The following is a 19,298-nucleotide window of genomic DNA, read 5'->3' as shown; positions in this document are numbered from 1 at the left end:
CATGAGCGCTGCGAACCCCGCTGGAGGACCTACCACGGCGGGCCGCTCCTGGCCCACCGTCCTGGACGGCCTGCTGACCGGTCGCGACCAGAGCGCCGAGGACACCGCCTGGGCCATGGACCGCATCCTGCGCGGCGAGGCCACCGACGCCCAGATCGCCGGCTTCGTCGTCGCCCTGCGCGCCAAGGGCGAGACCGTCGAGGAGATCACCGGACTCGTCCGGACGATGTACGAGCACGCCAACACGATCGAGGTGCCCGGCGCCACCGTCGACATCGTCGGCACCGGCGGCGACGGCGCCAAGACCGTCAACATCTCCACCATGTCGGCGATCGTGGTCGCCGGCACCGGCGCCAAGGTCGTCAAGCACGGCAACCGGGCCGCCTCCTCCGCCTCCGGCGCCTCCGACGTCCTGGAGAAGCTCGGCGTCAACCTGGAGCTGACCCCGCGGCGGGTCGCCGAGGTGGCCGAGGAGGCCGGGATCACCTTCTGCTTCGCCGTGAAGTTCCACCCGGCGCTGCGGCACGTGGCCATGGCCCGCAAGGAGCTCGGCATCCGCACGGTCTTCAACTTCCTGGGGCCGCTGACCAACCCGGCCCGGGTGCGCGCCCAGGCGACCGGCGTCGCCGACCCCCGGATGGCCCCCATCGTCGCCGGAGTCCTCGCCGAGCGCGGCTCCTCCGCGCTCGTCTTCCGCGGCGACGACGGCCTCGACGAGCTGACCACGACGGCCACCTCGCGCGTCTGGGTCGTCCGCGAGGGAGCCGTACGGGAAGAGGCCTTCGACCCCCGGGACGTCGGCATCGACCTGGTGCCCGTGGAGGCCCTGCGCGGCGCGGACGCGTCGTACAACGCGGACGTGGCCCGGCGCCTCCTCGCGGGCGAGACCGGGCCCGTACGTGACGCGGTGCTGCTCAACTCGGCGGCGGCGCTCACCGCCCTGGAGCCCGGTGGCGGCACCCTCGCGGAGCAGATCCGGGCCGGCATCGACAGGGCCGCCGAGTCGATCGACTCCGGTGCGGCCCGCCACGCCCTGGAACGCTGGATCGCCGCCAGCAACGCCTAGTCCCCGCCCCCGCGTCCCGGCGAACCCGCGTCCCCGCGACCCCGTCCGGCATCCGGACGGGGTTGCGCGGAACGCGAGGGGTGACATACGTTCAGCCACAGGTCATGAGTGACAGCCTCGAAGCCCCGGCTGGCTGTCCGGCAACCCTCCGTCCGTGGCGGGGTGCCCCGGGTGAAGACCAGGCCGTCGGCAGCAAGGTCGACGGCAAGCGCGGACCCCTGCGCCATCCCTGGGGTCCTGGTCCTCAAGGGAGCAGTCTCGTGAGCAAGCGAATGCGATAGGGCTTTCCGGCCCCTTCTCCGCATCCCCCTTCTGTTCTCGTCGTACGCCTCCACGGGTGACGCGCCCCCGCGTCCCGTCGTGTCGAGGCGACGAATTCGCCTGCCCCGTAAGGGAGTTCGCCATGTCTGTTGCCGCCGTCGCCCCCTCCGCTGCCGTCGTCCGTGAGCCGCTGCCGGTCCTCGGCCGGGACATCACCGTCCCGCTCGTCACCGGGGGCGAGGTGACCTACGCGGCGCTCGACTACGCGGCCAGCGCCCCGGCGCTCCAGAGCGTCTGGGACGACGTCGCCGCCTACGCCCCGTACTACGGCAGCGTCCACCGCGGCGCCGGATACCTCTCGCAGCTCTCCACCGACCTCTTCGAGAACAGCCGCGTCACCGTCGCCGAGTTCCTCGACTGCCGCCCCGGCGACCAGGTCGTCTTCACCCGCTCGACCACCGACTCCCTCAACCTGCTGGCCCGGGCGCTCCCGGCCGACTGCCAGGTCTTCGTCTTCGAGACCGAGCACCACGCCTCCCTGCTGCCCTGGGGGGACTCCCGCGTCACCCACCTCGACGCGCCGCGGACCCCGGCCCAGGCCGTCGAGACCCTGGAGCGGGCGCTCGCCGGCCGCGACCCGTACGGCCCCGCCCTCGTCTGCGTCACCGGCGCCTCCAACGTCACCGGCGAGCTGTGGCCGGTGAGGGAGCTGGCCGCCGCGGCGCACGCCCACGGGGCGCGGATCGTCCTCGACGCCGCTCAGCTGGCGCCCCACCACCCCGTATCCGTACGGGAGTTGGACGTGGACTGGGTCGCCTTCTCCGGGCACAAGCTGTACGCGCCCTTCGGCTCCGGCGTGCTCGCGGGGCGCGCCGACTGGCTGCGGGACGCCGAGCCCTACCTCGCGGGCGGCGGAGCCTCCCGCAAGGTGGCCCGCCGGGCCGACGGTGGTGTGGACGTGGAGTGGCACACCACCGCGGCCCGGCACGAGGCCGGCTCCCCGAACGTGATCGGGGTCCATGCCCTCGCCTCCGCCTGCAAGGCCCTCACCGAGGCCGGCTTCGACTCCCTCGTCGCCCGCGAGCAGCACCTCGTCGACACGGTCCGCGCGGGCCTCGCCGAGGTTCCCGAGGTCAGGGTGCTCTCCCTCTTCGGCGACGACGCCCCGCGCGTCGGCGTGATCTCCTTCGTCGTGGACGGCTGGAACAGCTCTCACTTCGCCGCCGCGCTCTCCGCCGAGTACGGCATCGGCGTCCGCGACGGCCTCTTCTGCGCCCACCCGCTGGTCCGCACCCTGCTCGGCAGCGACCCCCGCGACCCGGGGGAGTGCGGCGCCCCCGAGGCGAACCCGGGAGAGCGGTCCCTCAACGCGATCCGGGTGAGCTTCGGCGCCGGTACGCCGGACGAGCACGTGGAGCGGTTCCTCGGCGCCGTCAAGGAGCTGGTGCGGGACGGCGCCCGGTGGACGTACCGCACCGAGGACGGCCGCTGCGTCCCGGACCGCGGCTGACCCTTCGGCCCACCGCCGCTCACTCGTACGGGTGAAGGGGGCCTCCCGACCCGGGAGGCCCCCTTCCTCGTGTCCGTGCGCGGCCCCGGGACGGGCCCGGCCTCAGGACTCCAGGCCGATGGCGAAGGCCGCCTCCAGGTCGTGCTGGGAGTACGTGCGGAACGCGACGTGCGTGTCCGTGGCCTCCACGCCCGGGATCTTGCTGATCCGGCCGGGGATCACGTCCGCCAGGTCGTCGTGGCGCGGCACCCGGACCATGGCGATCAGGTCGTACGTGCCGGTGACCGAGAAGACCTCGCTGACGCTGTCGAGCGCGGCGATCGACTCCGCGATCTCGGGGATGCGGTCCACGCTGGTCTTGATGAGCACGATCGCGGTGATCACGGCTGGCTTTCTCCCTCGGTCGCCGCGGCTGGGAGTTTCACTCTATCCCCACCGCGGAAGCGCCCCCAGGCGTAGAGGAAGCCGACCGAGAACCCCACCACGTGCGCCAGATAGGCGACCCCGGGGCCGGGCCCCGCGGCCCGCGCCGCCAGCCACTGGAGCACGAACCAGAAGATCAGCACGATCCAGGCGGGGAAGCGCAGCGGCAGGAAGAACAGGAACGGGAAGAGGCTGGTCACGCGGGTGCGGGGGAAGAGGAAGAGGAACGCCCCCAGCACCCCGGAGATCGCCCCCGAAGCCCCCACCAGCGTCTGCTCGCTGTGCGCGTGCGCGACCGCGTACCCGAGCAGCGCCAGATAGCCGGTGCCCAGGTAGAAGAGCGCGAACTCGACCGGCCCCATCCGCTCCTCGGCCATGGCGCCGAAGACGTACAGGAACAGCATGTTCCCGAGCAGGTGCAGCCAGCTGCCGTGGACGAAGAGCGCGGTGAGCGGGGTGAGCAGGGCGCGCGGATCCCCGCCGAGCAGCTCGGCGGGGACGACTCCCCAACGCCGGAAGTACGTGCCCTGCGCCGCCAGGAGCGCGTCCCCGGTGCCGTACACCGGGTTGAAACCGGAGACCGGACTGACGAGGAAGAGCAGACAGCAGGCGGCGATCAGTCCGTAGGTCACCGTGGGCCCGTGCCGGGCGCCCCGCCAGGCGCCGAGGGCCGCTCCTCGCCACTCGATCATGGGCTGATCATGGCGCAACAGGGACGAAGTGGACAGAGTGCCTCGCCGTGCCACGGCGTACCGGTGAGGCCGTAGGGTTGCGGGCAGAACCACCGCAGTTCGACGGCGCACCGCGGTCCCGCCCTCGCACCACCGCACCAGGAAAGAAGGACGGCACGATGACGACGGTCCCCCTGCCGACGGACACGACCCGCTGGCGCTGCACCCTCTGCGGGAACCTGACCCGCTTCGACGTGACGCGCTCGTCCAAGGTCGTCGAGTACGTCCATCTGGACCTCGCCGGGGAGCCGACCGTCGAGGAGCGCCAGGTGGTCAGTGAGACCATCGAGTCGGTCCGCTGCCGCTGGTGCAACGCGGTGGACCAGATCGAACTGGTGGACAGGCCGGGCGCCGCTTCCTGACGGACGGCGCGGACGACATAGGGGTGACGGATCGTGGAGCAGCCCGCGCACGGTGGTGAGCCGACCGGCGCGGCAGGTGACGCTGCCGAGACGCTCGACCACCCGCTGCCGGACGGCGTGCGGCGGAGGGTCGTCGCGCTGGTCGCGGACGCCTTCGGCGGGCTGACGGTCGCCGAGCTGCCCGCGCCCCTGCGGCAGTACGCCCGGTTCACCGCGTCCCGGCGGGCCAAGTTCGCCGGGAACGCGATGGCGGCCGCCCTGGAGAGCGACCCGCTCTTCCGGCAGCGGATCGGCGAGCGGTTCAAGCAGGCCCAGCCCGAGCTGGCGGCCGCCGTGGAGTCCGGCGCCCTGCCGGCCGCCGCCGACCCCGTCGACGTGGCCGCGGCGGCCTACGTGCTGCGCCCGGCCGGCTGGGTCAAGCTGGTCGCCGCCGCCGGCGAGGAGGTCGAGCGGGCGGACGCCGAGCGGGCCGACGAGGCCGGGCGGCGCGAGCTGGAGCGGCTGCGCGAGGAGCTCGCCGCCGCCCGTGAGCGCTCCCGCGGGGAGACGGAACAGCTCCGCCACGAGCTGGAGTCCGCCAAGCGTGAAGCGGAATCGCTTCAGCGCAAGCTGCGCAGCGCCCAGAGCGACGTGAAGCGCGGCGAGGCGGCCCTGCGGCGCGCCCAGGGCGAGATGGACGCCGTACGGGCCGAGGCGGCGGCGCAGGTCTCCGCGGCCGAGAGCGAGAGCCGGCGCCTGAAGTCCCGGCTCGGCGAGGTCGAGGCGGCCCTGGAGGCGAGCCGCAGGTCGGCGCGCGAGGGTCGTTCGGTGGAGGACATGCGGCTGCGGCTGCTCCTCGACACGGTTCTCGACGCGGCCCAGGGGCTGCGGCGCGAACTCGCCCTGCCGCCGGTCTCGGTGCATCCCGCGGACACCGTGGACGCCGTGGAGCCGGGGCGGATGTCCCCGAAGGACATCGCCACGCGCGCGCTGTCGGAGACGGACCCGGCGCTGCTCGACCAGTTGCTGTCGCTGCCGCAGACGCATCTGGTCGTCGACGGCTACAACGTCACCAAGACCGGCTATCCGACGATGCCGCTGGAGAAGCAGCGGCTGCGGCTGCTCGGCAGCCTCTCGGCGCTCGCGGCCCGGTCGGGCGCGGAGGTCACCTGCGTCTTCGACGGGGCGGAGCTGGCGGCGCCGGTGCTGCTCGCGCCGCCGCGCGGGGTGCGGGTGCTGTTCTCCAAGCCCGGTGTGACGGCGGACGAGCTGATCCGCCAGCTGGTGCGGGCGGAGCCGCCGGGGCGGCCCGTCGTGGTGGTCTCCACCGACCGCGAGGTGGCCGACGGAGTGGCGAAGGCCGGTGCGCGGCCGGTGTCGTCCGCCTTGTTGCTGAAGCGGCTTTCGCGGCTCTCGTGACCTCTGGCAACTTCTGGGTCGTATGCCCGAATTCTGGACGGCGCACCGTCAAGTGACCGCTACAGCGCGTGTGATGCGTGTAAATAATGTGTTGTGCGAGCGAGATTTTGCTCAGCGGGATTTGAACTGATCACAACTCGGTCACTAGGGTCGGGCCTCGAACCTTCGCGCGGTTGATCACTCATCCGGGGTGACAGCGGAGGAACCGCCTGCCCGTGACCGGATGGGCGGCTCGAGGAAGAAGGAGCTCGCCTTCGTGGCGTCCCACCGTCGACCCAAGCAGCCGAGCCGCACCCGCGTGACCGTGCTCACGGCCACCGCGGCCGCCGCCGTCGCGCTCTCCGCCCAGACCGGAGCCCAGGCGGCCCCCAAGCCGAAGATCGACGAGGTCAAGGCGAAGGTCGACGCACTGCACCACGAGGCCGAGGAGGCCACGGAGCAGTACAACCTCGCGGAGGAGCGCCGCGGCAAGCTCCAGAAGGAGGTCGGCGACCTCCAGGACAAGGTGGCCCGCGGCCAGCAGGAGCTCAACACCCTGCGCGACCAGATCGGTTCGGTCGCCAGCGCCCAGTACCGCTCCGGCGGCATCGACCCGGCGCTCCAGCTCTTCCTCTCCGCCGACCCGGACACCTACCTCGACAAGGCGTCCGCCATCGACCAGCTGAGCGCCCAGCAGGCCGACGTCCTCAGCACCATCCAGGGCAAGCAGCGCACCCTCGCCCAGCAGCGGGCGGAGGCCACCGCGAAGCTGGCCGACCTCGAGGACGTCCGCAAGACGCTCGGCGAGAAGAAGAAGAAGTACCAGGGCAAGCTGGCCGAGGCCCAGAAGCTCCTCAACACGCTGAACGCGGAGGAGAAGGCCAAGCTGGAGGCCGAGGAGCGCGCCAAGGAGCAGCGCGCGAGCCGCGCCGCCGGCGAGCGCATGGACCTCGGCAACGAGGCCCCCGCCAACGGCTTCGGCGCCGCGGCCCTGTCCTACGCCGCCACCCAGATCGGCAAGCCGTACGTCTCCGGCGCCGAGGGCCCCAACTCGTACGACTGCTCCGGCCTCACCATGTGGGCCTACCGCCAGGCCGGCGTCACGCTCACCCGCACCACGTACACCCAGCAGAACGACGGCGTGAAGATCGGCCGCAGCCAGCTCAAGCCCGGCGACCTGGTCTTCTTCAACGGCCTTTCGCACGTGGGCCTGTACGCGGGCAACAACACGATCCTGCACGCCCCGAAGCCGGGCGCCAGCGTCCGCTACGAGTCGATGGACTACATGGGCACGTTCCAGTTCGGCGTCCGGATCGCCGGCTGACGCAGCCCCCTCCGGTCCGCTCCGCCCTGCCGCCCGAACGGGTGGTTCGCGACGAGCCCCGCTGACCCGACGCCCCGCCGGTGACCTGTGTTCTCCGGCGGGGCGTCACTTTGTGTGCCCGGCGGGTTCGTTGGACGACGACTGATCAGCGGCTACTGTCTGCCGCCTGTCTGCGTCGAGCCGAACGGAGCGTGACTCGTGGCCTCCCACCGCCGACCCGCGAGGGTCACCGTGCTGACCGCCGCCGCGGCCACCGCGGCGGCCTCCCTCGGGGCCGTCCCCGCGAGCGCCGACCCCGGCGCCACCCCCGAGGGCACCCGGGCCACCGTCGACCGGCTCTTCGAGGAGGCCGAGAAGGCCACCGAGGGCTACAACCGGGCCGACGAGCGGGCGGACGACCTGCGCGCCCGGGTCTCCCGCGCGCAGGACAGCCTCGCCCGCGGGCAGGAACGCCTCAACCGCATGCGCGGCATGCTCGGCTCCGTCGCCGGCGCCCAGTACCGCTCCGGCGGCCTCGACCCCGCCCTCGCCCTGCTGCTCTCCGCCGACCCGGACAGCTACCTCGACCGCGCCTCCGCCCTCGACCGGGTCACCGCCCGCCAGGGCGCCGCCCTCGCCGAGGTCCGCAGGGAGCAGCACCGGCTGACGCAGGAACGGACCGAGGCCCGCGCGATCCTCGCCGAGCTGGAGCGCAGCCGGGCCGACGTCGCCCGCCACAAGCGCGCCGTCGAACGCAAGCTGGCCGAGGCCCGGCGCGTGCTGGCCGCGCTCACCGCCGACGAGCGCGCCGACTACGAGCGGGCCTCCCGCACCGGCGGGCGCGCCGAAGGCCCCGGGGAGCAGCTGCCGGCCCTCGGCGACGTGCCCCCCGGCTCCTCGCGGGCCGCCGCCGCGGTGATCGCGGCGCGCAGCGCGATCGGCAAGCCGTACGTGTGGGGCGCCACCGGCCCCTCCGGCTTCGACTGCTCGGGCCTCATGGTCTGGTCGTACCGCCAGGCCGGGATCAGCCTGCCCCGCACCTCGGCGGCGCAGCGGAACGCGGGCCGCCAGGTGCCGCTCTCCCAGGCCCGGCCCGGCGACCTCGTCACGTACCGCGGCGACGCCAGCCACGTCGGGATCTACGCCGGGAACGGCCAGGTCATCCACGCCCCCTACCCGGGGGCGCGGGTCCGCTACGACCCGGTGAACATGATGTCGAACGTGACCGTGACCAGGGTCTGACCCGCCCGCGGCTCCCGGGGGCCGGTCCGCTTCCGCGCCCTCGACCGTACGATCGAGGGCGTGGCGAACCAGCGGAGCGGAGGACGGCGGCCGGCCGCGGCCTGCCTGCTCGCCCTGCTCCTCGCGCTCACGGGACTCGTCGGCTGCACCAGCGCCGCACCCCCAGACACCGCGGCCCGCGAGGTCCAGGAACTCCTCGACCGGCGGGCCCGCGCCCTCCTCGACCGCGACGAGCCCGGCTTCCTCGCCGCCGTCGACCCGGCCGGGACGGCGGCCGCCCGCACCGCGTTCCGGCGGCTCGCCGAGGTGCCGCTCGCCTCCTGGAGCTACCGCCTCACCGACATCGACCGCACCGGGGGGGACCGGGTCACCGCCCGCGCCGAGCTCGGCTACCGGATCGGCGGCCACGACGGCGGGGCCGTCACCGCCGCCCGCGTCCTCGACCTGACCGCACGGAACGGGCGCTGGTACGTGACCGGTGAGCGGCCCGCGGACGGGGCCTCCCGGCAGCTGTGGGAGCAGGGGGACGTCGTCGCCGTCCGGGGCGCCCGCTCGCTCGTCCTGGGGGTCGGCCAGCGCCGGGAACGGCTCCGGGAGATCGCGGCGGCCGCCGACCGGGCGGTGCCCGCCGTCGACGCGGCCTGGAGCGAGCCCTGGTCCCGCCGGGTCCTGGTGCTCGTCCCCGCCTCCCTCGACGCCATGGGGCAGCTCCTGGGGGCGCCGGGGAACTCCTACCGGGGCATCGCCGCCGTCACCACGGGAGAGACCCGGGCCGGGGCGGACGCGCCCGCGGACCGGGTGATCGTGAACCCCGAGGCGTACGGCCTGCTCGGCGGCTTCGGCCGGCAGTTCGTCCTCACCCACGAGACGGTCCACGTCGCCACCCGCGCCCACACCACCGCCGCCACCCCGGTCTGGCTCTCGGAGGGCTTCGCCGACTGGGTGGCCTACCGCGACAGCGGCCGTACGCCGGCCCAGGCGGCCCCCGAACTGGCCCGCGCGGTCGCGGCGGGGGAGCGGCCGGACCGGCTGCCGGAGGACGAGGACTTCGCCTTCGGCGGCGACGCGGAGGCGATGGCCCGCGCCTACGAGAGCGGCTGGCTCGCCTGCGCGATGATCGCCGACCGCCGGGGTGAGACGGAGCTGATCGCGTTCTACCGGGCGGTGGGCGCGCACCCCGGGCGCGAGGGCGCGGTGGAGAAGGCCCTCCACGACGTCCTGGAGACGACCCCGGAGGAGTTCACGGCCGACTGGCGCGCCTACCTGGGCGAGAGGTTGGGCTGACCGGGCGCGCAGCGGCCGACGCGGTGCGCGCGGGCCGCAGCGAGGACGTCCCCGGGCCGGACGACGTCCCTCAGGCCGACAGGACCTTCTCGCGCTCCGTCCGGGGCAGCGGAACCGTCGCCGTGGGGCGCGGCGGCGCGACCGTGTGCCGCCACAGGACGCGGCAGGCGGAGAGGGCGGCCGCGACCAGCAGGCCGTTGCGCAGGAAGAGCACGCCGATGCCCAGCCAGTCGCTCTGGGTCACGTGCGAGAACCACACCGGGAACTCGAACTGCGTGACCGCCGTCGCCCACACCACCAGGTACACGGGCCGCTCCATCCGGCTCGACCGGTAGACCAGACAGACCGCGGCCAGACCCACCAGCCAGATCATGTACTGGGGGCTGATCACCCGGCTCGTCGCCGTGAACAGCAGCACCGCGACGAACGCCGCGTCCGCCACCGTCGACGAGGTGAACCGGTGCGCCCTGAACCGCCACAGCAGCAGCCAGCCGAAGGCGGCGACCGTCAGCAGCACCGCGCCCTTCGACACCACGGCTACGTACGGCCCGATGAACTCGATCGAGCCGTAGTTCATCCGCACGTCGCCCTCCCAGCCCAGGTGCCGGGCGACGTGGAAGACCATCGCGCCCAGCGACTCGACCTCCGTGCCCCGCTCGCTCTGGAACGACAGGAAGGCGAGGCCCCCGGGCATCCACAGGACGCAGAGCAGCAGCACCGCCGCGCCCGCGCCCGCCGCCGTCGACCAGGACCGGAAGGTCGCCCGCCCCTTCGCCGTACCGACGAGGACCAGCGCGGGCCACACCTTCAGGACCGCGCCGAAACCGGCGAGCGCCCCGAGCACCCGCGGGCTGCGGACCGCCGCCAGCAGGGCCGCCACCGCGACGGCGGTGACCATCACGTCGTACCGGGCGTACGTCGTCGGGCCCATGAGCGCCACGCCCGCGAGCCAGATCCAGGCCCCGCGCGGCGAACGGCCCGGCCGGCGGCCCGTGTACAGGAGCAGGCCGAAGACGAGGGCGTCGCACAGGAACGCCAGCACGAAGAAGGCGGCCGAGTAGCCCAGGAACGGCAGGAGCGCCGGGGCGAGGATCGGCAGCGCGGCGGCCGGCGGGTACTGCCAGGTGACGTCGTCCACCGGGTACGTGCCCGTGCGCAGGACCTCGAACCACCCCTGGTAGATGTCCTCGACGTCACTGGTGACGTCCGGGCCCGGAACCACCACGATCTTGAAGACGCAGAGCAGGAGCAGCACCCGTGACACGCCCCACAGGGCGAGCGGCAGTCGCAGGCTCGTGCGCGATCCGGTCCCCACTGCGCCCGTCATCCCTGTCCAGTCCTCGTCTGTCGGTCCGCTCGCGCGGAGGTGGTGGTGCCGGGCGGTGGGTGCGATCGCGGCCCATCACGTACTGTCGTTCGCGATGCACAAGACCCTGATCGTAACCAACGACTTCCCGCCGCGCCCCGGCGGAATCCAGGCGTTCCTGCACAACATGGCGTTGCGCCTGGACCCCGAACGGATCGTGGTCTACGCCTCCACCTGGAAGCGTGGCCAGGAGGGGGCGGAGGCGACCGCCGCGTTCGACGCCGAACAGCCTTTCACGGTCGTCCGCGACCGCACCACCATGTTGCTGCCGACGCCCAGGGTCACCGCCCGGGCCACCGCGCTCCTGCGGGAACACGGCTGTACGTCCGTCTGGTTCGGCGCCGCCGCCCCGCTCGGACTCATGGCCCCCGCGCTGCGCAGGGCCGGCGCCCGGCGGCTCGTCGCCACCACCCACGGCCACGAGGCCGGATGGGCCCAGCTCCCCGCCTCCCGGCAGCTGCTCCGCCGCATCGGCGAGGGCACGGACACGATCACCTACCTCGGCGAGTACACCCGCTCCCGGATCGCGGCCGCCCTCACCCCGGCCGCCGCCGCGCGGATGGTGCAGCTGCCGCCCGGCGTGGACGAGAAGACCTTCCACCCGGACTCCGGCGGCGCCGAGGTCCGCGCCCGCCTGGGGCTCAGCGACCGCCCCGTCGTCGTCTGCGTCTCCCGGCTCGTCCCGCGCAAGGGCCAGGACACCCTGATCCTCGCGATGCCCGAGATCCTGCGCAGGGTGCCCGACGCGGTCCTGCTGGTCGTCGGCGGCGGCCCGTACGAGAAGGAGCTGCGCCGCCTCGCCGCGGAGACCGGCGTCGCCGCCTCCGTCCGCTTCACGGGCGCCGTCCCCTGGTCGGAGCTGCCCGCCCACTACGGCGCCGGCGACGTCTTCGCGATGCCCTGCCGCACCCGCCGCGGCGGCCTCGACGTCGAGGGCCTCGGCATCGTCTACCTGGAGGCCTCCGCGACCGGACTCCCCGTCGTCGCGGGCGACTCGGGCGGCGCCCCCGACGCCGTCCTGGACGGCGAGACCGGCTGGGTCGTCCCCGGCGGTTCCCCGGGGGACGCCGCCGACCGCGTCGCCACCCTGCTCCTCGACCCCGAACTCCGCGCGCGCATGGGCGGACGCGGCCGCGCCTGGGTCGAGGAGAAGTGGCGCTGGGACCTCCTGGCCGAGCGCCTCCGGGAGTTGCTGTAGGGGACGCGCCCCGTGGGCGCCCGACCGGGGCGCTTCACCGCGGGGCGCAGGAACGGCCGGAGGCCCGGGACGATCGCTCGTCCCGGGCCTCCGCGCTGCGTCCGTCGGGGCTCAGGCCCGGTAGATCGCCTCGATCTCGTCCGCGAACTCCTTCGCCACCACGTTCCGCTTGAGCTTCAGGGACGGCGTGATGTGGCCCGCCTCCTCCGTGAACTGGGCGGAGAGGACACGGAACTTGCGCACCGACTCGGCCTTCGAGACGGCCGCGTTGCCGTCGTCGACCGCGCGCTGCACCTCCGCGAGCAGCTCCGCGTCGTCCCGCAGCGTCGCCGCGGTCGCGCCCGCCGGCTTGCCGTGCTCGGCCGCCCAGCGGCCCAGGAACTCCTCGTCGAGCGTGACCAGCGCACCGACGAACGGACGCCCGTCGCCGACCACCATGCACTCCGCGACCAGCGCGTGCGCCCGGATGCGGTCCTCGATGACCGCCGGGGCGACGTTCTTGCCGCCCGCCGTCACCAGGATCTCCTTCTTCCGGCCGGTGATCGCGAGGTAGCCCTCCTCGTCGAGCGTGCCGATGTCACCGGTGTGGAACCAGCCGTCCGCGAGGGCCTCGGCCGTCGCCGTCTCGTTGTTCCAGTACCGCGAGAAGACGTGCTCGCCGTGGAGCAGCACCTCGCCGTCGTCGGCGATCCGCACCACCGAACCGGGCAGCGGCTGGCCGACCGTGCCGATCTTCGGACGGTCCCACGGGTTGAACGCGGTCGCCGCGCACGACTCCGTCAGGCCGTAGCCCTCCAGGACGGTGAAACCGATGCCGCGGAAGAAGTGGCCGAGCCGCTCGCCCAGCGGCGCGCCGCCCGAGATCGCGTACTCGCCGCGCCCGCCGAGCACCGCCCGCAGCTTCGAGAAGACCAGCTTGTCGAAGACCTTGTGCTTCAGCCTCAGGCCGAAGGACGGGCCCTGCGGGGTGGCGAGCGCCCGGCTGTAGGCGATGGCCGTGTGCGCGGCCTTGTCGAAGATCTTGCCCTTGCCGTCGGCCTGCGCCTTCGCCCGCGCGGAGTTGTAGACCTTCTCGAAGACCCGCGGCACGCCGAGGATCAGCGTCGGCCGGAACGAGGCCAGCTCGTCCGTGAGCGTCTTGATGTCCGGGAGGCAGCCGAGGCGGATCGGCGCCATCACCGAGGCCACCTCGATCAGCCGGCCGAAGACGTGCGCGGCCGGCAGGAAGAGCAGCACGGACGACTCGCCCGTACGGAAGAGGGGCTTCAGCCGCTCCACCACGTTGCCGCACTCGGCGAAGAACGCCCGGTGGGTCAGGACGCAGCCCTTGGGGCGGCCCGTCGTGCCCGAGGTGTAGACGATCGTCGCCGGGTCGTCCGCGTTCGCCGACGACATCCGCGCGTCGAGCAGTTCGTCGGAGACGTCCGCACCCGCCGCGGTCAGCCGCGCGATCGCCCCGTCCTCGATCTGCCACAGCCCCTTCAGGGCGGGCAGCTCGCCGCGTACGGACTCCACCGAGGCCTCGTGCGCCGCGCTCTCGACCAGCGCCAGGGTCGCGCCCGAGTCGCCGAGGATCCACTGGATCTGCTCCGGCGAGCTCGTCTCGTACACCGGCACGGTCACCGCGCCCGCGCTCCAGATCGCGAAGTCGAGCAGCACCCACTCGTAGCGGGTGCGGGAGAGCAGCGCGACCCGGTCGCCCGGCTCCACGCCCGCCGCGATCAGACCCTTCGCGGCACCGCGCACCTCGGCAAGGAACTCCTTGGCGGTGACGTCGGTCCACACCCCGTCGACCTTGCGCCCCATCACGGCGACGTCTGGGTGCTGGGAGGCGTTGCGGCGGATGAGATCCGTCAGGTTGCCGTCCGTGGGGACCTCGTACAGGGCCGGAAGGCTGAACTCGCGCAAGACTGCTGCTCCTCATCGGGCGCCGGCGCCACGGCTCTGTGTGATGCACCGGTGTAGTCCAAGACCGGGCAGGTGCTCAGTGGGGGTGAGCACGACTGGACTGCCTGGACGTTACCCATCAGTACGTGGTTCCCGATAGGGGGTCCTGGCCAGATGTTCCGTGCGTCACACGTGCGTGGCGGTGCTGTGCGCACAGTAATCCACCGGTTTCCCGACTCCCAAGTAACCGCAGGTCCGACGCCCTAAGGTGGGCACATGCGAGTCCATGTGGTCAGTGACGTGCACGGCAACGCCGACGACCTCGCCAAGGCGGGGGACGGGGCGGACGCCCTCATATGTCTCGGGGACCTCGTCCTCTTCCTCGACTACGCCGACCACAGCCGCGGCATCTTCCCCGACCTCTTCGGCGTCGAGAACGCCGACCGCCTCGTCGAGCTGCGCACCGCCCGCCGCTTCGACGAGGCCCGCGAACTCGGCCGCCGCCTCTGGGCCGAGCTGGCCGTCGACAGGGACACCGCCATCGAGGGCGCCGTGCGCCGCCAGTACGCGGAACTCTTCGCCGCCTTCCCCACCCCCACGTACGCCACCTACGGGAACGTCGACATCCCCCGCTTCTGGCCCGAGTACGCCCGGCCGGGGACCACCGTCCTCGACGGGCAGCGGATCGAGCTCGGCGGCCTCGTCGTCGGCTTCGTCGGCGGCGGCCTGCGCACCCCCATGCGGACCCCGTACGAGATCTCCGACGAGGAGTACGCCGCCAAGGTCGAGGCCCTCGGCGACGTCGACGTCCTCTGCTCGCACATCCCGCCGGACGTCCCCGAGCTGACGTACGACACCGTCGCCCGCCGCTTCGAGCGGGGCAGCCGGGCGCTCCTCGACGCGATCCACCGCGTCCGGCCGCGTTACGCCCTCTTCGGTCACGTCCACCAGCCGCTGGCCCGCCGCATGCGGATCGGCGCCACCGAGTGCGTGAACGTCGGGCACTTCGCGTCGACCGGCCGGCCCTTCGCCCTGGAGTGGTGACGGGGCACCCCGGGGCGGGGCCCGGAGGGGGCCGCGCGGCGCGATAGCCTTCCGTCGGCACCGTTCCGTGCCGCCTGACTTCCGCCGGACCGCACAGTGGAGGAGCCACCGCGATGGCCGAACACACCAGCTCGAGCATCACCGTCGAGGCGGCGCCGGCCGACGTCATGGGCGTGATCTCCGACTTCGCCCGCTACCCCGAGTGGACGGGCGAGGTCACGCGCGCCGAGGTCCTGGAGACCGACGACGCCGGCCGCGCCGAGAAGGTCCGCCTCGTCCTCGACGCCGGCGCCATCAAGGACGACCACACCCTCGCCTACACCTGGAACGGCGCCCACGAGGTCAGCTGGACCCTGGTCAAGTCCCAGATGCTCCGCGCCCTCGACGGCTCCTACCTCCTGAAGCCGCTCGGCGCCGACCGCACCGAGGTGACGTACCAGCTCACCGTCGACGTCAAGATCCCCATGCTCGGCATGATCAAGCGCAAGGCCGAGAAGGTCATCATCGACCGCGCCCTCGCCGGCCTGAAGAAGCGCGTCGAGTCGGCCGCGTAACGCCCGCGGGGGAGCACACCCGGCGCGGGCGGTAACGTTCCCGCGCATGCGGATCATTCTTGTCACCGGGGCCGGCGGCGCCGGGCGCACCACCGTCGCCTCGGCGACCGCCCTCGCCGAGGCCCACGCCGGCCGCCGCGTGCTCCTCGTCTCCGAGACCGCGGATCCGCACCTGGCCGATCCGGACCTCGTCGATCCGGACCTCGTCGATCCGCACCCGGCCGGGGGCCGCCAGGGCGACCTGCGCCCGTCAGACGAGCGCCCGGCGGACGAGCACCTGGCCGACGGGCGCCAGGGCGATCCGCATCCGGCCGGGGGCCGCCAGGCCAACCCGCACCCGGCCGGCGGGCGCCTCCGCCTCCGCAGGCCCGACGCCGCCGCCGACTTCCGGCGCGAGTTCCTCGCCCTCCAGAGCCGCGTCGGCACCGCCCTCGACCTCCTCGGCGCCGCCCCCTTCGAGGACGCCGAACTCACTGAGCTCCCCGGCAGCCGCCCCTTCGCCCTGCTCCGCGCCCTGCGCGACGCGGCCGCAGGCGACCACGATGTCGTCGTCGTCGACCTGCCGCCGCTCACCGAGGCCCTCGCCCTCCTCGCCCTGCCCGAGCAGCTCCGCCGCTACCTGCGCCGCCTGCTGCCCCCGGAGCGCCAGGCCGCCCGCGCGCTGCGGCCGATGCTCGCCCAGCTCGCCGGCGTCCCCATGCCCGCGCAGTGGCTGTACGAGACCACCGCCCGCTGGGAGGCCGAGCTCGCCGCCGTCCAGGACCTCCTCGAAGCCCCCGGCACCGCCGTGCGCCTCGTCCTCGAACCCGGCCCCGACGCCACGGCCGCCCTGCGCACCGCGCGCCTCGGCCTCGCGCTCCAGGGACTCGCCCTCGACGCCGTCGTCGCCAACCGGCTGCTGCCCGCCACCTCCGAGGACCCGTGGCTCGCCGGACTCGCCGCCCAGCAGCACCGGCACCTCGACGCCCTCCGTACCGCCGCCCCCGGCCTCGTGCACGAGCTCCCGCACCTCGGCCGCGACCCGCGCGGGCCCGAGGACCTCGCGCTCCTGGCGCCCGCGGCCCCCGCACCCTCCTCCGTGACCGCGCCCGCGCCGGCCGTGGAGGACCGGCGCGAGACGGACGGCGTCCTCGTCTGGCACGTCCCGCTGCCCGGCGCCGTCAAGGAGGAGCTGTCGCTCGTCCGCCGCGGCGACGAACTGCTCCTCGCGGTCGGCCCCTTCCGCCGCGCCCTCCCGCTCCCCGGCGCCCTGCGCCGCTGCACCGTCACCGGCGCGGGCCTCGTCGACGGCGAGCTCCGCGTCCGCTTCGCCCCCGACCCCGGACTGTGGCCCCGCACCGGCTGACGCCCGTGTACCGTCGAAGTACCAGCCCACTGAGGAGTACGCCATGAGCGATCCGGACGCCTGGGCCAAGGCCTGCGCCGAGGACCTGGAGGCGGAGAAGGCCCGCCGCCGGACGCGGCGCGAGGACGGGCCCGGTTCCGCCGCCGACGAGTTCCGCAAGCTCTTCGAGGCCGTCGCCGACAAGGTCTCCGGCGGACTCGGGGCGGCACCGCTGCTCGGCGGCCAGGCCGCGCAGACCGTCCAGCAGCTCGTCGATCAGGCGAAGGCCGTCGTCGAGCCCGTCATCGAACGCAACCCGCAGGTCTTCGACCACCTCGCCGCCGCCGGGAACGAACTGCTCGCCGCCTATCGCTCCGCCGTCGAGGGCCACGAGACCCGCTGGACCCGCGGCGAACCCGTCCCCGAGGACGACCCCCGCCGCGACGGGGACGAGCCGCACAAGGGCGACGAAGGCCCCGGAACGGGCCAGCACATCGACCTGGACTGATCAGTACGTCGGCCCCGCTCGGGTACGGTGGGCCCTAGCGGGGCTCGACCGAAAACTGAGGGACACATGGGACTCACCATCGGCGTCGACATCGGCGGCACGAAGATCGCGGCCGGCGTGGTCGACGAGGAGGGCAACATCCTCGACACGCACAAGGTGCCCACCCCGCCGACCCCCGAAGGCATCGTCGACGCGATCAGCGCCGCGGTCTCCGAGGCCGGCAAGGGCCACCAGATCGAGGCCGTCGGCATCGGCGCCGCGGGCTACGTCGACGACAAGCGCGCCACCGTCCTCTTCGCGCCGAACATCGACTGGCGGCACGAGCCGCTCAAGGACAAGGTCGAGCAGCGGGTCGGTCTCCCCGTGGTCGTGGAGAACGACGCCAACGCGGCCGCCTGGGGCGAGTACCGCTTCGGCGCCGGCCAGGGCCACGAGGACGTCATCTGCATCACCCTCGGCACCGGCCTCGGCGGCGGCATCATCATCGGCAACAAGCTGCGCCGCGGACGCTTCGGCGTCGCCGCCGAGTTCGGCCACATCCGGGTCGTCCCCGACGGCCTGCTCTGCGGCTGCGGCAGCCAGGGCTGCTGGGAGCAGTACGCCTCCGGCCGCGCCCTCGTCCGCTACGCCCGGCAGCGCGCCAACGCCACCCCGGAGCGGGCCGAGGTGCTCCTCGGCCTCGGCGACGGCACCCCCGAGGGCATCGAGGGCAAGCACGTCAGCCAGGCCGCCCGCGCGGGCGACCCGGTCGCGATCGACTCCTTCCGCGAGCTGGCCCGCTGGGCCGGCGCGGGCCTGGCCGACCTGGCCTCGCTCTTCGACCCGTCGGCGTTCATCGTCGGCGGCGGCGTCTCGGACGAGGGCGACCTCGTCCTCGACCCGATCCGCAAGTCCTTCCGGCGCTGGCTGATCGGCGGCCAGTGGCGGCCGCACGCGCAGGTCCTCGCCGCACAGCTCGGCAACAAGGCCGGCCTGGTCGGCGCGGCGGACCTGGCGCGCCAGGGCTGAACCGAGCCGTTCCGGCGATGCCCGTCGTGCCCTCTGGGGCGTGGCGGGCATCGCGCTTATCGTGGCCCGTATGGCGACGACCCCCCTCACCGGCGAGCTGCCCAACTCCCGTACGGAACCGGACGGTTCGGCCGTCGTACGGGTCCTCAGCTACAACATCCGCTCGATGCGCGACGACGAGGACGCCCTCGTCCGGGTGATCCGGGCCTGCGCCCCCGACCTGGTCTTCGTCCAGGAGGCGCCGCGCTTCTTCCGCTGGCGCAAACACGCGGCCCGGCTCGCCGCGGCGAGCGACCTCGTCGTCCTGAGCGGCGGCGCCACCGCCGCAGGCCCCCTGCTCCTCTGCTCGCTGCGCGCCACCGTGGAACGCACCGAGGACGTGCTGCTCCCGCTCACCCCCGGGCTGCACCGCCGGGGCCTCGCGACCGCCGTCGTCCGCTTCGCCGGGGCTCGGGTCGGCCTCGTCAGCTGCCATCTGAGCCTGCGCCCGGCCGAGCGGTACGCCCAGGCCGGGATGGTCCTGGAACGGGTCGCCGCGCTCGGCACGCCGTACGCGATCGTCGCCGGGGACCTCAACGAACAGCCCGGGGGGCCCGCCTTCGCCCGGCTCACCGGGCAGCTCAGGGACGGCTGGGCGGAACGCCCCTGGGGCGCCGAGCACACCTCGACGCCCGCCGACCCGCACCAGCGCATCGACGCGATCCTGGCGACGCCGGGCGTCGAGTTCCTCGGCTGCGGGGTCCCGAAGGACCTGGACCCCGCCGACCTCAGGGCCGCCACGGACCACCTACCGGTCCTGGCGGCGGTGCGCGTCCCCGCCGCGGTGTGAGCCCGCCCCGCCGGGGAGCGT

Annotated in this window: 18 protein-coding genes and 1 riboswitch; of the genes, 14 read left to right on the top strand and 4 right to left on the bottom strand. The window is 73.8% G+C overall.

All coding sequences use genetic code 11. The features are described from left to right. The first annotated feature begins 1 nt into the window (after nucleotide 1). A complete protein-coding gene (gene trpD / locus ACWDVG_RS03065; protein ID WP_451695580.1) occupies nucleotides 2-1,066 on the top strand; it encodes an anthranilate phosphoribosyltransferase in 1,065 nt (354 codons plus the stop codon). A 100-nt stretch (nucleotides 1,067-1,166) separates the two neighbouring features. After that, a riboswitch (SAM riboswitch) is annotated at nucleotides 1,167-1,283 on the top strand. Nucleotides 1,284-1,469: 186 nt separating this feature from the next. Then, a complete protein-coding gene (locus tag ACWDVG_RS03060) occupies nucleotides 1,470-2,837 on the top strand; it encodes an aminotransferase class V-fold PLP-dependent enzyme (RefSeq protein ID WP_451695578.1) in 1,368 nt (455 codons plus the stop codon). Between the two features lie 102 nt (nucleotides 2,838-2,939). Here ACWDVG_RS03060 and ACWDVG_RS03055 read toward each other — a convergent pair whose 3' ends face one another. Both ACWDVG_RS03055 and ACWDVG_RS03050 read right to left on the bottom strand, forming a co-directional pair. Then, nucleotides 2,940-3,221, bottom strand: a complete 282-nt coding sequence (locus ACWDVG_RS03055) for an Lrp/AsnC family transcriptional regulator (RefSeq protein ID WP_017238849.1) — start codon at nucleotides 3,219-3,221, stop codon at nucleotides 2,940-2,942. After that, nucleotides 3,218-3,952: a rhomboid family intramembrane serine protease gene (locus tag ACWDVG_RS03050; RefSeq protein WP_451695576.1), complete on the bottom strand. Its 735-nt coding sequence runs from the start codon at nucleotides 3,950-3,952 to the stop codon at nucleotides 3,218-3,220. Before ACWDVG_RS03050 ends, ACWDVG_RS03055 begins: the two co-directional genes overlap by 4 nt. Before the next feature lie 158 nt (nucleotides 3,953-4,110). Here ACWDVG_RS03050 and ACWDVG_RS03045 point away from each other — a divergent pair, with 158 nt between their 5' ends. The 5 genes from ACWDVG_RS03045 to ACWDVG_RS03025 all read left to right on the top strand — a co-directional run bounded on the left by ACWDVG_RS03045 (nucleotide 4,111) and on the right by ACWDVG_RS03025 (nucleotide 9,559). Beyond that, nucleotides 4,111-4,353 (top strand): hypothetical protein, encoded by a 243-nt coding sequence (locus tag ACWDVG_RS03045; protein WP_451695574.1) that lies wholly within the window; start codon nucleotides 4,111-4,113, stop codon nucleotides 4,351-4,353. A gap of 33 nt (nucleotides 4,354-4,386) precedes the next feature. Continuing rightward, nucleotides 4,387-5,751, top strand: coding sequence for an NYN domain-containing protein (locus ACWDVG_RS03040; RefSeq protein ID WP_451695572.1), 1,365 nt, complete (start codon nucleotides 4,387-4,389; stop codon nucleotides 5,749-5,751). Nucleotides 5,752-6,007: 256 nt separating this feature from the next. Next, nucleotides 6,008-7,054, top strand: coding sequence for an NlpC/P60 family protein (locus tag ACWDVG_RS03035; protein WP_451695570.1), 1,047 nt, complete (start codon nucleotides 6,008-6,010; stop codon nucleotides 7,052-7,054). 198 nt (nucleotides 7,055-7,252) lie between these two features. Next, on the top strand, nucleotides 7,253-8,275 hold the full coding sequence (locus tag ACWDVG_RS03030; RefSeq protein WP_451695568.1) for an NlpC/P60 family protein: 1,023 nt from the start codon (nucleotides 7,253-7,255) through the stop codon (nucleotides 8,273-8,275). 60 nt (nucleotides 8,276-8,335) lie between these two features. Continuing rightward, a complete protein-coding gene (locus ACWDVG_RS03025; protein ID WP_451695567.1) occupies nucleotides 8,336-9,559 on the top strand; it encodes a hypothetical protein in 1,224 nt (407 codons plus the stop codon). 70 nt (nucleotides 9,560-9,629) lie between these two features. Here the strand turns inward: ACWDVG_RS03025 and ACWDVG_RS03020 are convergent, their stop codons facing one another. Next, on the bottom strand, nucleotides 9,630-10,886 hold the full coding sequence (locus tag ACWDVG_RS03020; protein ID WP_451695565.1) for a glycosyltransferase 87 family protein: 1,257 nt from the start codon (nucleotides 10,884-10,886) through the stop codon (nucleotides 9,630-9,632). 94 nt (nucleotides 10,887-10,980) lie between these two features. Between ACWDVG_RS03020 and ACWDVG_RS03015 the strand changes: the two genes are divergently transcribed. After that, nucleotides 10,981-12,123: a glycosyltransferase family 4 protein gene (locus ACWDVG_RS03015; protein WP_451695563.1), complete on the top strand. Its 1,143-nt coding sequence runs from the start codon at nucleotides 10,981-10,983 to the stop codon at nucleotides 12,121-12,123. A gap of 111 nt (nucleotides 12,124-12,234) precedes the next feature. Here ACWDVG_RS03015 and ACWDVG_RS03010 read toward each other — a convergent pair whose 3' ends face one another. Next, nucleotides 12,235-14,031 (bottom strand): AMP-dependent synthetase/ligase, encoded by a 1,797-nt coding sequence (locus ACWDVG_RS03010; RefSeq protein ID WP_451695561.1) that lies wholly within the window; start codon nucleotides 14,029-14,031, stop codon nucleotides 12,235-12,237. A gap of 255 nt (nucleotides 14,032-14,286) precedes the next feature. Between ACWDVG_RS03010 and ACWDVG_RS03005 the strand changes: the two genes are divergently transcribed. The 6 genes from ACWDVG_RS03005 (at nucleotide 14,287) to ACWDVG_RS02980 (ending at nucleotide 19,277) form a co-directional block, all read left to right on the top strand. Further along, nucleotides 14,287-15,054 (top strand): metallophosphoesterase family protein, encoded by a 768-nt coding sequence (locus ACWDVG_RS03005; RefSeq protein WP_451695560.1) that lies wholly within the window; start codon nucleotides 14,287-14,289, stop codon nucleotides 15,052-15,054. A 113-nt stretch (nucleotides 15,055-15,167) separates the two neighbouring features. Beyond that, nucleotides 15,168-15,608: an SRPBCC family protein gene (locus ACWDVG_RS03000; protein WP_451695558.1), complete on the top strand. Its 441-nt coding sequence runs from the start codon at nucleotides 15,168-15,170 to the stop codon at nucleotides 15,606-15,608. A 46-nt stretch (nucleotides 15,609-15,654) separates the two neighbouring features. Next, nucleotides 15,655-16,953 carry an ArsA family ATPase gene (locus tag ACWDVG_RS02995; protein ID WP_451695556.1) on the top strand — a complete coding sequence of 433 codons (1,299 nt, stop codon included), beginning with the start codon at nucleotides 15,655-15,657 and terminating at the stop codon, nucleotides 16,951-16,953. Between the two features lie 43 nt (nucleotides 16,954-16,996). After that, nucleotides 16,997-17,440: a DUF5304 domain-containing protein gene (locus tag ACWDVG_RS02990; RefSeq protein WP_451695554.1), complete on the top strand. Its 444-nt coding sequence runs from the start codon at nucleotides 16,997-16,999 to the stop codon at nucleotides 17,438-17,440. A gap of 66 nt (nucleotides 17,441-17,506) precedes the next feature. Then, on the top strand, nucleotides 17,507-18,448 hold the full coding sequence (locus ACWDVG_RS02985) for an ROK family glucokinase (protein WP_451695552.1): 942 nt from the start codon (nucleotides 17,507-17,509) through the stop codon (nucleotides 18,446-18,448). A 70-nt stretch (nucleotides 18,449-18,518) separates the two neighbouring features. Beyond that, entirely contained in the window at nucleotides 18,519-19,277 is a 759-nt protein-coding gene (locus ACWDVG_RS02980; RefSeq protein WP_451695551.1) for an endonuclease/exonuclease/phosphatase family protein, read from the top strand. Nucleotides 19,278-19,298 lie beyond the last annotated feature (21 nt).

Source organism: Streptomyces sp. NPDC003327, from assembly GCF_053589515.1.
Note: the sequence above shows the minus strand (reverse complement) of the source record. Positions and strands in the feature narration are given on the sequence as shown.